Source organism: Lactococcus protaetiae (assembly GCF_006965445.1).
GTDB classification, from domain to species: domain Bacteria; phylum Bacillota; class Bacilli; order Lactobacillales; family Streptococcaceae; genus Lactococcus; species Lactococcus protaetiae.
On record NZ_CP041356.1, the window covers coordinates 1,039,146 to 1,054,228 of the forward strand.

General features: G+C 36.9%; 13 protein-coding genes. 8 read left to right on the forward strand and 5 right to left on the reverse strand.

Going from position 1 to position 15,083, the window contains the following annotated elements; all coding sequences use genetic code 11:
• Positions 1–329: 329 nt before the first annotated feature.
• Together FLP15_RS05120 and FLP15_RS05125 are read right to left on the reverse strand one after the other, a co-directional pair.
• The gene (locus FLP15_RS05120; protein WP_142766249.1) at positions 330–1,175 is read right to left on the reverse strand and encodes a DUF1003 domain-containing protein; all 846 of its coding nucleotides are present in this window, start codon (positions 1,173–1,175) and stop codon (positions 330–332) included.
• Positions 1,176–1,666: 491 nt separating this feature from the next.
• The gene (locus FLP15_RS05125; protein WP_142766250.1) at positions 1,667–1,864 is read right to left on the reverse strand and encodes a DUF2929 family protein; all 198 of its coding nucleotides are present in this window, start codon (positions 1,862–1,864) and stop codon (positions 1,667–1,669) included.
• A gap of 355 nt (positions 1,865–2,219) precedes the next feature.
• On the opposite strand from FLP15_RS05125, the gene FLP15_RS05130 reads away from it, so the two are divergent.
• Entirely contained in the window at positions 2,220–5,378 is a 3,159-nt protein-coding gene (locus FLP15_RS05130; RefSeq protein ID WP_142766251.1) for a DNA polymerase III subunit alpha, read from the forward strand.
• A 30-nt stretch (positions 5,379–5,408) separates the two neighbouring features.
• Here the strand turns inward: FLP15_RS05130 and FLP15_RS05135 are convergent, their stop codons facing one another.
• The 3 genes from FLP15_RS05135 to FLP15_RS05145 form a co-directional block, all read right to left on the reverse strand.
• On the reverse strand, positions 5,409–6,176 hold the full coding sequence (locus FLP15_RS05135; RefSeq protein ID WP_190288351.1) for an Rgg/GadR/MutR family transcriptional regulator: 768 nt from the start codon (positions 6,174–6,176) through the stop codon (positions 5,409–5,411).
• 109 nt (positions 6,177–6,285) lie between these two features.
• Positions 6,286–6,645, reverse strand: a complete 360-nt coding sequence (locus FLP15_RS05140) for a hypothetical protein (RefSeq protein WP_142766253.1) — start codon at positions 6,643–6,645, stop codon at positions 6,286–6,288.
• A 13-nt stretch (positions 6,646–6,658) separates the two neighbouring features.
• Positions 6,659–7,039 carry a lactococcin family bacteriocin gene (locus tag FLP15_RS05145; protein WP_142766254.1) on the reverse strand — a complete coding sequence of 127 codons (381 nt, stop codon included), beginning with the start codon at positions 7,037–7,039 and terminating at the stop codon, positions 6,659–6,661.
• Positions 7,040–7,277: 238 nt separating this feature from the next.
• Between FLP15_RS05145 and FLP15_RS05150 the strand changes: the two genes are divergently transcribed.
• From FLP15_RS05150 to FLP15_RS05180, 7 genes are all read left to right on the forward strand, one after another.
• Positions 7,278–8,297 carry a LacI family DNA-binding transcriptional regulator gene (locus FLP15_RS05150; protein WP_142766255.1) on the forward strand — a complete coding sequence of 340 codons (1,020 nt, stop codon included), beginning with the start codon at positions 7,278–7,280 and terminating at the stop codon, positions 8,295–8,297.
• A 260-nt stretch (positions 8,298–8,557) separates the two neighbouring features.
• Complete coding sequence (locus tag FLP15_RS05155) at positions 8,558–8,953, forward strand: RDD family protein (RefSeq protein WP_142766256.1); 396 nt, start codon at positions 8,558–8,560, stop codon at positions 8,951–8,953.
• Complete coding sequence (locus FLP15_RS05160) at positions 8,946–9,221, forward strand: hypothetical protein (RefSeq protein ID WP_223804735.1); 276 nt, start codon at positions 8,946–8,948, stop codon at positions 9,219–9,221. Before FLP15_RS05155 ends, FLP15_RS05160 begins: the two co-directional genes overlap by 8 nt.
• A 203-nt stretch (positions 9,222–9,424) precedes the next feature.
• Complete coding sequence (locus FLP15_RS05165; protein WP_142767438.1) at positions 9,425–11,725, forward strand: glycoside hydrolase family 65 protein; 2,301 nt, start codon at positions 9,425–9,427, stop codon at positions 11,723–11,725.
• Positions 11,726–11,737: 12 nt separating this feature from the next.
• Positions 11,738–13,021: a sugar ABC transporter substrate-binding protein gene (locus FLP15_RS05170; RefSeq protein WP_142766257.1), complete on the forward strand. Its 1,284-nt coding sequence runs from the start codon at positions 11,738–11,740 to the stop codon at positions 13,019–13,021.
• Between the two features lie 294 nt (positions 13,022–13,315).
• Complete coding sequence (locus FLP15_RS05175) at positions 13,316–14,230, forward strand: carbohydrate ABC transporter permease (RefSeq protein WP_142767439.1); 915 nt, start codon at positions 13,316–13,318, stop codon at positions 14,228–14,230.
• On the forward strand, positions 14,227–15,072 hold the full coding sequence (locus FLP15_RS05180) for a carbohydrate ABC transporter permease (protein ID WP_142766258.1): 846 nt from the start codon (positions 14,227–14,229) through the stop codon (positions 15,070–15,072). The genes FLP15_RS05175 and FLP15_RS05180 overlap by 4 nt, the downstream gene beginning before the upstream one ends.
• Positions 15,073–15,083: the final 11 nt, after the last annotated feature.

Consider the following 15,083-nt stretch of genomic DNA (forward strand, 5'->3'; position numbering starts at 1 on the left):
TATCGATTTCACTAAGCTACTAAAGTCGCAAGGCGAAGTGATTTTGTCCCAGAATCCTAAGTACTAAAGCACTAAAGTCGAACGAGATTCAAAGGTTGAACTCCAGCTAGGCGTTTTAGCGAGGATGAACAGCGGAGCAGAGTGGAGATAGTGCTGTTTTGATAAAATAAAAAAACTCTAACAATCTTTGGTTAGAGTTTTTTATAGTTTAATGACTTAGACTGATGAGGTAATATGAAGTTGTAGAGTATTGCCAATCGTTGTTTTAACAAATAAAAGGAAATTAAAATTCTTTTTTGTTTTCACGCTTTAGTGGCAGGACAATCACTTTAATTTGTTGTGAGTTCATCATCGTCACTAGTGTTTTCTTCAATATTATCAAGGGATTCTTCGAAATCGTCCAATGCATCTTCGACATCGTCAAGTCGTTCTCTGATATCTTGATTTTGCTGATAAACTTCATTGAGTAAGATTTGGATGTCACCGAGCATCTCAGTTTGAATTTTTTGGATTTGCATATTAGATGACTGGTCGTCCATCATAAGATGGTCAAGTTTATCATGCAAAGCGGCTACACCTTTTTCAGACTTGATATTGACTTGGAAGTCATTTTTTGCGGTCAATCGGTCATGGTCGGCTGCACGATTTTGACTCATCATGATAAGAGGAGCTTGTAAGGCTGCAGTGATTGAGAGAAAAAGATTCAGCAAAATAAAAGGATAGCGATCCCACTCTAAGTGGAAAAGAAGTCCTGTGACATTAAGAAACATCCAAACAATGAGAATGCCTAGATATGTAAGGATAAAAGCCCAAGAACCAACAAATTCAGTAACTTTGTCTGCAGCTTTTTCACCCCAAGTTTCCTGAGCTTCAAGCTGTTCCTCAACGTCACGGATTTGAAAATTTGCCTTTTCGAGTTCTTCATTTAGCCGGTCATTAACGGTAAAATTTTTCTGTAAGTCTAAATGGAAAAGAGTGTCTAATACTTCTAGCCGAAACTTAACCTGGTGTTCATTACAAATAAAGTCATGCGCTGTTGCATTGGGATAATCGCGCGTGATAACAGTTTGGAGACTTGGGTCAAGATTTTCGAGAAAGTCACCGCCTGATACGCGGTGAACACGACCGTTGACGAGACATACGACTTTGTTTTTATTGATTGGAGTTGGAGCCATTTTATAGCACAGCTCAAGCTTGATATGAATGGTTACTTCTTATCTATCTGTAAAATGGATTTTTACGCTATTGTCCTAAATATACAGATATAACTTTATGACAGTTTATTCCCAGTTTTCTCGAGACGGTTTGATAATTGAATCACAGTTAGACTGGTTTTCTTATCTAAAATCTTATTAGGAATTAAACAGTAATTAGAAGCCAATTGGACTTAGCTTGTCAAATTGTTCAAGGAATTATTGCTAAATGTGGCACATAAAAATTGGGCGCAAGAAGAGCGCCATTTTGGTCAATTTGACAAAATAAGTCAGTTGAAAATTCGGGTTTGGGTCGACCTTTCAAAGCTTGAGCGCTCTCCTTCCTTTTGATTTTTTATAGCGAATTGCCGAGAGGAACTTTTGTTCCATATTAGATTATAAGATATTTTAAAATATTTGCAAGCCCTAGAATAAAAAAACGTCCCATTGGAACGCTTTTTTATAATTTTTAGTTAGCTTTGGCTTCTTTTTTCCACAGCAATTGCCTGGAAAATGTAAACAAAGAATCCAAAGATAAGCGAGATGAGTGTTGTCCAAAGTTCAGGATCTGGCACGCCAGCTAGGGCTGTCATGATATAACCAGCAACTTGACCGATGGCGAGCGACCAGAAAAGTGTGACAATAAGTTTCATATTTACGCTTCTTTCCATTATTTCTTTATCCAATTTAGTATAATATAAATAACGAGAAATTTCAAATTTTTGAAAATGGCTTTCATAAATTTATTGACAGAATTTGGTCAGTAAAAGTTTCTATAAAAAAGTTGTCAGATGAATCTCAGATATGATGTAGTAGGATGTTTAAAAGTACGGAGTACTAGCTAAATAGAAGAGGTTGATGTGAAATAGAGAGAAGTTTTCATATTTTAATCAATTGAGTTCTAAAGGCTAGAAATTGCGAAAAAAGATAAAATTTTGAACCTGTGTTGGAGCAAAACCAAAAACTTCCCTATTTTTCACAGTTTCTGAGCGAGACTTCCTCACATCTTAAATGAAAGGAGATGCGATGTTTATACAAATCAATACAAAAACAGAGTATAGTTTTTTAGACAGTGTCGTCAAAGTTGATGATTATCTGGAAACAGCGAAGCAAATGGGCTACCAAATGCTTGGGATTTGTGATGTTGGCAATCTTCATACTGCTTTTCGTTTTGTAAAAAAAGCTGAGACAGTGGGGGTTCAGCCTATCATTGCTATCGAGCTAAATTTTTCCTACGATGGTATACCAATTTCCTTTTCTTTTATCGCCAAAAATACAGCTGGTTACAAAAATTTATTAAGAATTTCGACATTACATAATTACGGACGACGCCAATTTGATGAAATTAAGGGTTACTTATCGGATATCGCACTAGTAGTTCCAGAAACTTATGGCACACTCAGCGGAATTTCTGCTCTGTCGCTACTTACAGAAACTTATGTCGCGATCAGTATGCTGACAGACAAAGAAGCGCATTTTAATTTGCCAACATTGCCGTTTCCATCTGTCCGTTATTTGTCTTTTGGGGACAATGAGACACTTTCGATTTTACACGCAATACGTGACGGTGTACCTTTTGATGAAAGCTTAACTTCAAATAATGCAGAGCTTTTGCAACGACCAGAAATTTATGAAAAATATTTTCGTCAGTATTTTCCACAAGCTGTCACAAATCTGTCAGTACTGACAGAAAAAATTTCATATCATTTTGATGAAAAACTAGAATTACCACGATTTGATAAAACTCGTGATGCAAGAGAATTGCTGCGTGAGGGGTCTCTACAAGGTCTGTCAGCGTTTTTGAAAAGACGGTCAGTGCTGACAGAGCAGCAAACCGTCTATCAGGAACGTCTGGATAAAGAATTATCTGTGATTCATCAGATGGGATTTGATGATTATTTTTTGATTGTGGCAGATTTGCTCCGCTATGCTCAGGAACAAGGGATTTATTGTGGGATGGGACGTGGTTCGGCAGCAGGCTCACTCGTTGCATTTCTTCTCGGTATTACGCACGTTGACCCTGTGGCTAACAACTTATTCTTTGAACGTTTCCTCAATCCTGAACGCGTAGCAATGCCCGATATTGATATTGATATGCCAGATGATCGTAGAGCTGAGTTACTCTCTTACATGAAAAATCGCTATGGCTCTGACCATGTCGCACAAATCGTAACTTTTTCAACACTTGGGAAACGTCAAGCTTTACGTGATGTGGGGAAAGCCTTTGGAATGAGTGAAGCTGAATTGACTAACTTGACACGAATGCTTGCTTTTCGTTTTGGTAGTCTTGCTTCCGAATATGAGGGAAATCAGCGTTTCAGAGCTGAGATTTTGAAAAATCCACGTTTAAAAAAAATTTATGAAGTTGCACGCCACATTGAAGGAATGCCACGCCAAACCTCAACTCACGCTTCAGGAGTTGTCCTTGCCAATGAATCATTAGTTAATTATGTTGCGTTAAAACCTTCAGAAGATTTGGCGTTGACTCAATATGAAGCACCCGATGTAGAAGCTATCGGTTTGTTAAAAATTGATTTTCTAGGGCTTAGAAACTTAACGATTATTGCAAGACTAAGGGAGCTCGTAAAGCTAAGAAAGCAGATTGATATTAATCCACTTGATATTAATCTTGAGGATGAAGCGACCTTAGCGCTCTTTAGAGCGGGTAACACAATGGGAATCTTCCAGTTTGAAAATCCACAAATGCGGAGGTTTTTACGTAATCTTCTCCCTTCAAAATTTGATGATATTGTAGATGCAACTTCAATTTTTAGACCAGGTCCATCACAATTCATTCCACAATTTATCGCTCGTCGTCATGGAAAAGAAAAAGTGGAAATTATTGATCGCGCGATTTCAGAAATTCTCGCACCAACATATGGAATTATGATTTATCAAGAGCAGATTATGCAGGTAGCACAAAACTTTGCGGGATTTTCTCTTGGGAAAGCTGACCTTCTTCGCCGGGCAATCTCTAAGAAAAATAGCTCAGAACTCACAAAATTAAGAGAAGAGTTTTTAAATTCTTCTGTGAGTACAGGACATTCTCTTGAAAAGGCGGAGCAAATTTATGATTTGATTGAACGCTTTGCAAATTATGGTTTCAACCGCTCACATGCTTATGCTTATGCTGCATTAGCGGTTCAGATTGCCTATTTTAAAGCTCATTTTCCAGATGAATTCTACGAGATTCAGCTTCGTGATCGTAAACGTGAAGTGATGATACTAGATGCGCTAGATAATGGTTTTACGGTACTTTCGCCTTCAATTAATAAGATGACGATTTATGATTTTGTTGACAAAAAGAAGATTCGATTAGGACTTACTCATATTCAAGGGATATCTCGTGATTTAGCACGTTGGATTGTTGAACATCGTCCTTTTCGCGATTTATCGGATTTTGTTAAGCAACTTCCAGCCCAATTTCAACGTGAAGAAATGGTGCTGCCACTTGTTCAAATCGGTGCCTTTGATGATACTGATGGTGAAAATCGTGGAAAGTTAGCTGATAATCTTGGGCAATTGATTGCCTATCATCAGACTTTCCAGCTTGATTTGTTTGGCCACACAGAGTTGAAATTTAGCTATCAGCAGGCAGAGGATTATACTCAAACAGAGAAATATGAGTTTGAGAAAGACTTGTTAGGAATTGGGATTACACCGCATCCCTTACAACGCTTATCAACACAGCTTGAGGGAAATTTTACACCCTTATCACTACTTACCAAAAATCAAAAAGTGACAATTTTGGTCGAACTCAGCTATATTCGAACACATCGAACCAAAAACGGACAAACTATGGCTTTCCTCTCAGTGACGGATAGTCGTGAAAAACTTGATGTTACACTATTTCCAGAAGTTTATCGACAATTTTCTCAAGAACTTGAAAAAGGGAAGTTTTATCTGATTACTGGGAAAGTATCTGAGCGAAACGACGAGTTACAGTTAGTTGCTGAACGGCTTACTCAAGCATTTGAAACGACACGTAAATTTTGGCTAAACCTTCCTGATAATAGATACAACCAAAAAATCTATCAAATATTGAAAGAATTTAAAGGAAGTCACCAAGTCATTTTGCACTTTGCAGATAGTAAGATAACAACACAAACCAAACTCTATGTAGAGGAATCAGAACTTTTGAAAAAGCGCCTCGAAGCTTATGTATTGAACGCTGTTTATAAATAAAAATAGTTCCATATGATGAACTATTTTTATTTATGTATGGTTCTTATAAAAGTGATAGTAAACATTATGGATATGAGTAGCCTCCAAAAATTTTAAGATATGCAATGAATGGTTCATCATTTGATTTCCAAGGACTTTATCCTGATAAATATAATCCCAATAACCTAACATAAAATGATAAAGTACTCTAGCAAATAAATCGACTTCAAAAAATTGGTTTTCCATTTGCCTTAATACTTTCCTTGCTGCCTCTTTTTGATTATTACGAATTAAAAAAGCAACCGCATTATTTGCGGCTTGAATAATAAGACGATTGTACTCATATATTCCTTGATAGTATTTGGATTTTATCAGGAATTCATTTAATAGTAAAATTACTGTAGATAGAGAAAGTTGGTCAATTGTATCTGTGAAAATCCATAATTCTTTTGCACCCCAATGCTCAACACTAAAGAGGTAATCGGAAATATTTTCCTGTTCTTTCTCTGTTAGAGTTTCGTAGCAAGCTTTAGCACTTAGGGCAAATAATCTGTTTTCAGGATATTGGATATTTTCCTCATAGATATTTTTTAGTCGCGCAATGTCTTCCGAATAAAAAGCATTGTCAATTTCTTCAAACACATCAATGAAATAATCGTTTACACCGTCATTTAGCAAATAACTATATTCATGGAGAGAAACATTCATCATCTGGAGAGCCTCGTCAAGTTTATCGAAAGCTAAGTTTCCTCTTCCAGATTCAAATTTGTCAAGTGTCGATTTACTGATTCCATATTCTTTGAAATCGGATGTTTTCAATTCTCTTTCCTCTCTTAGCATTTTAAATACTTCACCGTATCGAGCATAAACTATAGCTTTCTCCTTAAGAATGTTTCATTTTTTATTTCTATGTAATGTATAATTAAAATTATTTTTTGACAGCTAGAAGTTTATCAAAACTATCAGCTATCTGTAGCGCTTCTTTTACAAATCTATTTCTTTCACCCTCGCCAGTCAAAGTGGGTGTTTGGAAAAAATTGATTTTTTTTGTTTCTCCAGAAGATAGCTGGAACTCAATCCATAATGAGAGAAATGACTTATATGCTAGGTAGTTATTAATACTATCAATCCGTTGCTTTAAGGCTTCTTTTGTCGTAGTGGAACCAGATGCATAAATTTTGTATCCAATTATTTCACTAAAATTATAGGTCATTTGATTATTACTTAATTGTACAATTAATTTTTTGTTTTCAGTGTCGAAAAACACCTTTTCTTTTTTTGAGAACATATTTTATCTCCTTTCAGTCAGCATATGCAAAATTATTGGCAATAATGTAAAATACCGTTTCGGCAACTCCACGAGTTTGCTCATATACATATTTATGTGTTGAAGTATTGTAAAGAAGAACACCATTGCTTACATTCTCTATGAATTCTAAATTACCTGCGGGAGCTGATTTTGAAGGAGTTCCTAATGTTGCTACGACTAATTTCCCTTGTGCATTAGGAAATGCCATCTGACCTCCTGCGGATAGAGTCACTGACAAAATTTGCTTTGGAGCAGCACTTTTAATGGTAAGTGCTGTTGAGGCATTGACGGTGACGGTAGAACTGACAATTCCTACACCAATGAGTGAAAGAAGGACGGTTGAGATTGCGAGATTTGTTTTTAAAGCTGACATAATATTTTCTCCGAAATTCTAGTTAGCGAAGCTAACGACAATCTGAGTTTTCCGTATTTAATATTAGACGTCTTTATTTCTCATGAGTTATCTTTATGACGCTATAATATCATAAAAAAGTAATATTTTGAAAAAAGTGCCAAATTTTGAATTGAGTTTTATTTGGGCTTGTTTAGACCTTTAAAAAGTGGTAACATTAGAAAAAATATGCAGTGGGATAATAGAATTGGAAAAAGAAATGAAAAAAGTAACGATTAAAGATGTTGCGCTAAAAACAGGGCTTTCAGTAAGCAGCATTTCTAGAGTATTTAATAACTATGGAGATATTAGTGCTGAAACAATCAAAAAGGTGACATTAGCAGCTAAAGAACTAGGTTATACTCCAAATAGTGCAGCAAAGCAGCTTTCAAGTAAAAAGAAAAAAATCATCGCCTTAATCTTGAATGAAATCAATGTGACACGTGGTGTAGCAATGCCGCTTGAGATTTTAGGAGGTGTTGTTGATAATTTAGATAAAACGGATTATGAATTTGTCTTTTATGCAACGAACTCAAAAAAACAAAATCAAAAAAGTTTGAGGCAATTTTGCAATGAACGGGACATTACTGGTTTGATTATCCAAGGATTACGTATTTCTGACCCTTATTATCAGGAGCTAGAAACATTTGATTTACCAACTGTTGCGATTGATTTGGATATAAAAAATGAAAAAGTTGGGACGGTATCAACAGATAATACAAAAGCGGCTTTTGAGATGACTCAATTGCTTGATAAAGCAGGGTATCAAAATATTCTTTTTCTAAATGGAACAAAGACTGCGACGGTTGCTCAAGCGCGGGAGGCTGGTTATCGTGAAGCGGTGGATAATGCTCAGGTTTACTATGCAAATTTCTCTGAAAATGAAGCTTGTAAATGGGCGATTGACTATGCAAAAATGAATAATTTTAACAAAATTGATGCAATTTTTGCAGCGAGTGATTTGATGGCGATTGGGGTGATTAAAGCTTTTAGAATGCTGGATTTAGAGAAAAATATAGCAGTGGCTGGTTTTGATGATATTACTTTAGCGAGCTATGTTACCCCCTCTTTAACGACAGTTCGGCAAGATATGGGGAAAATCTCTGAATATGCAGTCAAAGATTTGATACGCCAAATAGAAAAAGATGAGATCAAACATCGTTTTGTTCCATACCAGATTATTGAACGAGAGAGCGCTCGACTGACAACTGATAAAATCAATACTAAATTTGAGGCATAGTGCTATAAAATCTTTCGCTCAAGCGGTGGAAGATTTTGTTTAGTTAAAAATTAGAGAGCAGATGAATTTATTATTGATTTTTTATGCTGAATGAGTGAGAGAACGAAGTTGAAAATGAATACACACTTGCTTTGATAAATAAATTAAAATTTCTACTTGACAAATGAAAACGATTACTATATAATACTTTTTAGAAAGCTAAAACGTTTTAGGTGATTGTTAATTTTATCTCTCGAATCGTTTACAAAAAGGAGGATAATATGAATTTGTTAATGCTTATCCAACGATTTTTGGCAACATTGATTGATTTGATTATTGTTTATCTCCCATTTTTGCTTCTCGTTCACATTATTTTTACAGGTGAAGAGTTTTCAAGTATTGCCAATCTGCTCGCTGGAATTTTATTTGTTTTGTATAATATGATTTCAGAAAGTAGCTTTTCAGGAAAGACAATCGGAAAGTTCTTTGCGAAATTGAGAGTTAAAACCGTGTCAACGGATTTAATGGAAATTGGTCAGCGAGAGTTTGCTAAGTTGCTTTATTTTCTACCAGTCGTGGGTTGGATTTTTATTGTGGTTAGCGTTGTAATGTACTTTACAGGTGGACGATTTTTACATGATAAGATTGGAAGAAGTGAGGTTATTGTAGGTGTTTGATGGAAATGATATGCCAGCGATTGTTAAGATGCCTGTCTTACCCTTATTTTCAGTTTTTATCTTGACAATTATTGTGGCTTATGTCATTGCTTGGTTTTACCGCAATGATTACGATCCAATGAAAATGATAAAAGCTTATTTGATTTATGTGCTTCCGTTTTTGGTGATAAGTGTGCTTTTACATGTGAAAATTATGCTTATTATTGGAATTTATATTTTGGGATTAATCATTTTGGTTTTTCGAAATCAACATTATTTTGACCATTAAGGTGGTGAAAATTGTTTGTTTTATCCCATTTGGAACAGTGAATGACAAGGGAGACAGCTAGGAGTGCTGTTACGTTGCACATTTAATGGAGGTTTGGGTAAATTTTTATCATTAACTAAAACGTTTTAGTTAAGAATTAAGCTCGTCTTCTAGAAATATGTGAAGTCGTGCTTGTATCTTGAAGGAGAAATATATTGAGTTTGATGCACTATGACAAAGAAAATCTTTGGCAAATTGAACAACAAGGTTTTGATGAGCAACTTTTAGGAAAAACAGAAGCTGTCATGGCTTTGGGAAATGGATATCTTGGAACACGGTCAAGTGAAGAAGAAGCTTATATTGGGGAAACTCGTGATACTTTTGTAGCTGGAACCTTTAATTCATTTGATGAAAATGAAGTGACAGAACTGCCAAATGTCCCCGATATGTGGGGAATGGAGTTTAGCTTCGATGGTCAGCGTTTCTCATTGTCACATGGAGTTGTAAGAGACTATAGCAAACGGTTGAACTTGAAAAATGGAGAATTGATTCGTGCGTTCATTTGGGAATTTGAAAACCTTAAATTGAAATTTGAGTTTAGAAGATTTGTTTCAAAAAATCGTCGTCATTTGTTGTTTAGCCATTTGCAACTTACGAATCTTTCAGAGCGTGCTGTCAATGTCAAAATGCGTTCGGGGATTAATGGACAGGTGTCCAATGAGGGAAGTCAGCATTTTACAGATGGTGAAAAAGGATTGATGGATGGTAAGTTCATCCAGATGATGCCTGTGACGACTCATTCTCGGATTCAATTTGTCCAAACGGTCGAACATAAATTTGATAGAATGGTATCAGAACGACCTGAAACTGGTCGACGTTCTTTCTTTATGAATTACAGCTTTGAGCTTGCTGCTGGTAGTGACGTTAGCATTGAGAAACGTGGATCAATCTACACATCAAATGATAATGATATTGAAAATCATGAATTGAGTTCAATTCGAGAAGTTGCAGTACAAGAGCTTCATGATATTGATGATTTGAGTTATGAGCAGCTTCTTTCAGAATCACAATGTGCTTGGGAAAAAATATGGGATAAACATCCGATTGAGATTGAATCTGAAAATTTCCGTGACCAACTCGCGATAAGATTTGCCAAATATCATTTGCACGCGATGGCACCGTGCCATGATGAACGGATGAATATTGGGGCTAAAGGCTTGTCTGGCGAGGGCTATAAAGGCCACGCTTTCTGGGATACTGAGGTCTTCATGTTGCCGTACTTTAATTTCACGCATCCTGATATTGCCAAAAAACTCGTGACTTATCGCTATCTTGGACTTGACGGAGCGCATAAAAAAGCGGCGAGTAATGGCTATGAGGGCGCGCAATATCCGTGGGAGGCAGCTAATCCTGCTGACGGTGAGGTGACACCAGTCTGGGGTGCGGCGGATATTGTCACAGGGCAAGCGACTAAAATCTGGTCGGGCTTCATTGAGCAGCATATCACATCTGATGTGGCATTTGGGGTCAAGCAGTATATTGATGTCACGGGTGATGATGAGTTTGAGGTGGAAAAAGGTTATGAAATTTTAATTGATACGGCGAAGTTTTGGGCGAGTCGTCTGGAATACAATGAAGCGACTGACCAATATGAAATCCGTGATGTCATTGGACCTGATGAGTACAAAGAACACGTCAACAATAACAGCTATACCAACTACACGGCACATTGGAATGTGGCTTATGTCCTCAATCTGATTGCCCATCTCAAGTCTGAAGAACCTGAGATTTATGCGCGGTTGGATGCAAAATTTGACCTGTCAGTACTGACAGAAAAGCTGTCAGCAAAAGTGGATAAGATTTTCCTACCAAAAGCGACTGCTGACGGAATTATTCCGCAGGATGACAGCTATCTCAGCAAAAAAATACTAGACTTGCGCAAATACAAGGCGTCTGACGGTGTGGATAGTCTTTTTCATGAGTACAATCTGGAGCAGGTCAATCAGATGCAAATTACCAAACAGGCGGATGTTTTGCTCTTGATGCTGTTGTTTGAAGATTTGTTTGATCGTGAGCAGAAGTTGAAAAACTTTGACTATTATGAGCCAAAAACAACACATGATAGTAGCTTGAGTTTATCGACACACGCGATTTTGTCCGCAGATTTAGGCAAACTTGAACAGTCTTATGACTTTTTCAATCAAGCCATTAATATTGACATGGGTGAATACATGAAGTCCTCTGATGCGGGGATTCATGCAGCTTCGCTGGGTGGCATTTGGCAGATGATCGTCTTTGGCTATGGTGGTGTACGTATGGTCAACTCGAAGCTACGGATTGAGCCGCATTTGCCAAAAGAATGGTCACATCTGGAGTATGGTTTTGATTATCAGGGTGAGGAAATTTCTGTCAGTGCTGACAGAAAACAAATGACACTGACAAAACCAGATGATGGGCATGAGATTCATTTTTTGAACAATAATCAAGTATATACATTGAAAAACCAATTAACCATTTCCATATAGGAGGAAAACATAATGAAAACTTGGAAAAAAGTAACACTGACAGGTGTTGCATTGATGGCAGCAGCAAGCTTGGTCGCTTGTGGAAATTCGTCAGCAAAAGCTGGAAAATCAGGCTCTGTCAAAGGACAAACGCTGACGGTCGGCTACTGGAAAGGCTCTGACACAGAAAATGCAACTTTTGATAAACTGGTCAAAACCTTTGAAAAAAAATATGATGTGACAGTTAAACCAAAAGTCTATACCAACATCACTCAACAACTCCCGACAGACTTGTCAGGAGGTACTGCGCCTGATGTTTTCTATATTGACTCAAGTTTCTATCCTTATCTGCAAAAAGAAGGTGTGCTTAACAAATTGAGCAAATCAGTAGCAAATCCGAGTGATTTTTATAAGACATCAATCGGTGCATTTACTACTGATGGAAATGTTTACGCCGTACCAAAAGACGTGTCCACGCTCGCTCTTTATGTTAATAAAGATATTTTTGCCAAAGCTGGTATTGATATCAACTCTATTCCAAAATCTTATGAAGATTTTCTAAAATGGGCGCCTGCACAACAAGCCAAACTTGATGCAACATATGGGAAAGGCAAAGTGTATATGATGAATATGAATGCTGATTTGACCCGTAACTGGCAATTCATCACGGCAGGAAATCAAAACCCTATTACTAAAGATGGTAAAGGTGTTTCTAAACTTTCTAACCCAACAATTTTGAAAAATTTGACCTTTGTGCAAAAGATGTTTAACGAAGGAATCGTAGCTACTCCTCAACAAGTTGGTGCAGGTGATGAGGGAACAGGATTTGCTACAGGTAAATTTGCTATGGCGTTAACAGGAAACTGGAATTACCAAGTTTATAATACACAATATAAAGATTTGCACTACACAATTATTCCTAACATGACTTACGATGGTCAAAAACAAACGATGCAATATACAGTAGGTTGGGGCGAATATAAAAATACAAAAGTTACAAGTCTTGCTAATGACTGGATTAAATATGTTACAGGTAAAGATGGAATGACAACTTGGACATCTGGTGTTGGAACCCTTGCGACTCGTGCGGATGTCAATGATAGTTCAGAATTTATCAAAGAAAACCCACTTCTGAAAGTTCACTCTGACGAGTTGAGCTATGCTCAACCGTGGCAAGATGGTGTGAACCTGACAACAGTTGTAACTTCTTATGACAACTTTATCACTAATGCTTTCAAGAAAGATGCAACACCAGCACAACTTAAATCAGCGTTGAAACAAGCTGACCAAGATGCAAATAGTAAGTTGAGTAAATAAGCGGCTCAGAGATTCGCTTTGATAAAAAATTACTGACAGACCGCATCATCAAGTCTGTCAGTAAAATTTTTATCTTAGTAAAAGCGATTTACACAAATGAAGTTAAGACTTATTCAGTGGGAGTTTCGTAAAACATTTGTCCATTTTCTCTAGTCGCTGAAGCGACTGATAAAAGGGCAACTCACCACTGAATTTAGTCGGACGAAATTCAAAGTTAGTGCTGCTTCATCCCCCACCTAAGAGGTAGGGGTGTTAGCACGCACTTACTTCGATAAAAAGGAGTTTTCTATGGAAATGAAACCGTCCAAACCTAGACGCAGTAAAAGAGCGTTTGGCGAGATGATTCAAGGTTATGGCTTTCTTGCTCCCGCTTTGGTTATCATTTTGATTTTCTTTGTACTTTCAATCCTATTTGCAGTGTATCTGAGTTTTAACAATGTTGATTTAATTTCTCACACTTACACATGGAATAATTTTAAAAACTGGGCAAATTTGCTCACTGATAAGCAGTTGATTCGTGCACTTCAAAATACAAGCTTTTTTGCTTTGATTGTGGTTCCAGTACAGACTTTTATCGCATTGGTCATTGCTTATATTCTTGCCAATAAGTCTATTCATGGTAAAAAGATTTTCCGATTGGTTTATTTCTTACCTACATTGACAAGCTCTGCCGCATTAACAATGATTTTCATGTTTTTGTTTAACTTAAATGGTCCCGTTAATGGTGTACTGGAAAGTTTGCATTGGATTAATCAACCGATTAACTTTATTAATGATACACATTGGACATTGAAGATTATCATGGTGATGAATATTTGGTCGACTGTTCCTTATTTTATGACAATCTATCTTGCCTCACTTGTAGATTTGCCAGATTCAATGTATGAAGCAGCAGAAATCGACGGCGCTAATGTTATTGACAAGTTGCGCTATATCACGATTCCTTATTTGCGTCCTATCACGACTTTTGTACTTTTGACAGGAATTATTGGGACTTTTCAAATGTTTGACCAAGCTTACATCTTTTCAGGTGGTACAGGAGGTCCTGCTAATTCTACATTGACAGTTAGTCTTTTGATTTTCCAATACGCTTTTGGGACTAATAATCAAATGGGTTATGCTGCCGTACTTGCGATATTGCTTGCAGTAATTATCTTTATCGTGACACGTATCGCTGAAAAACTCAATGGAGGAAATGGAATCAGATGAAAAAAACAAAGAAACAAAAAGTGTTGAAAAGTCTGCTTTATATTGTTCTCATCCTTTATGCCATCATTACCTTTTACCCATTTTTGTGGGCAGTTGCGGCGAGTTTCAAACCCTTATCAGAAATAACAAGTGGCTCTATGTCGTTAATCTCAAAACATTTCACAACAGAGCAGTATCAATACTTATTTAGCCCAAAATCAGGCTCAATGTTTGTGACATGGTTCTTTAACTCAATGATTGTGTCGGTCATAGGGACAGCTATCAACGTTTTCTTGAATACAATGGCGGGTTACAGCTTGGCACGTCTTAGTTTCCCAGGGCGCAAGCAATTTTATTACGGAATTCTTGCGATGATGATGGTGCCTGCTCAAGTGCTTTTAATTCCCAATTATTTGATTGTCAAAAACTTGGGGATGTTAGATACTTTCTGGGCACTGATTTTGCCTGCAGCGATTAATATTGGAAACATTTTCATGATGAGGCAATTTTTCTTGAGCTTTCCTAAAGATGTTGAAGAAGCAGCGCGTATTGATGGTTTATCGCGTGTGGGTACTTTTTTCCGAATTGTTATGCCACTTGCCAAACCCTCTATTGCGACACAGGCGGTATTTGTCTTTATGGGATTCTGGAACAATTTCTTAGCACCTATGCTTTATATGCATACACCAAGTAAATTTACGCTGACGCTTGGTTTGCAGGTCTTACAATCCGCAGACCAAGGTGGACAAATGTGGAATCGTGTCATGGCAGCATCAATACTGACCATTATCCCAATTATCATCTTGTATATCCTATTTAACGGTTATTTCTTGCAAGGTGTACGGATGGATGGCGAAAAATAATTCTGACAACA

What these genes read in the sequence shown, in the direction of transcription:
- FLP15_RS05120 (WP_142766249.1), bottom strand. Translation starts at nt 1,175, where the DNA reads ATGGCTCCAACTCCAATCAATAAAAACAAAGTCGTATGTCTCGTCAAC.
- FLP15_RS05125 (WP_142766250.1), bottom strand. Translation starts at nt 1,864, where the DNA reads ATGGAAAGAAGCGTAAATATGAAACTTATTGTCACACTTTTCTGGTCG.
- FLP15_RS05130 (WP_142766251.1), top strand. Translation starts at nt 2,220, where the DNA reads ATGTTTATACAAATCAATACAAAAACAGAGTATAGTTTTTTAGACAGT.
- FLP15_RS05140 (WP_142766253.1), bottom strand. Translation starts at nt 6,645, where the DNA reads ATGTTCTCAAAAAAAGAAAAGGTGTTTTTCGACACTGAAAACAAAAAA.
- FLP15_RS05145 (WP_142766254.1), bottom strand. Translation starts at nt 7,039, where the DNA reads ATGTCAGCTTTAAAAACAAATCTCGCAATCTCAACCGTCCTTCTTTCA.
- FLP15_RS05150 (WP_142766255.1), top strand. Translation starts at nt 7,278, where the DNA reads ATGAAAAAAGTAACGATTAAAGATGTTGCGCTAAAAACAGGGCTTTCA.
- FLP15_RS05155 (WP_142766256.1), top strand. Translation starts at nt 8,558, where the DNA reads ATGAATTTGTTAATGCTTATCCAACGATTTTTGGCAACATTGATTGAT.
- FLP15_RS05165 (WP_142767438.1), top strand. Translation starts at nt 9,425, where the DNA reads ATGCACTATGACAAAGAAAATCTTTGGCAAATTGAACAACAAGGTTTT.
- FLP15_RS05170 (WP_142766257.1), top strand. Translation starts at nt 11,738, where the DNA reads ATGAAAACTTGGAAAAAAGTAACACTGACAGGTGTTGCATTGATGGCA.
- FLP15_RS05175 (WP_142767439.1), top strand. Translation starts at nt 13,316, where the DNA reads ATGAAACCGTCCAAACCTAGACGCAGTAAAAGAGCGTTTGGCGAGATG.
- FLP15_RS05180 (WP_142766258.1), top strand. Translation starts at nt 14,227, where the DNA reads ATGAAAAAAACAAAGAAACAAAAAGTGTTGAAAAGTCTGCTTTATATT.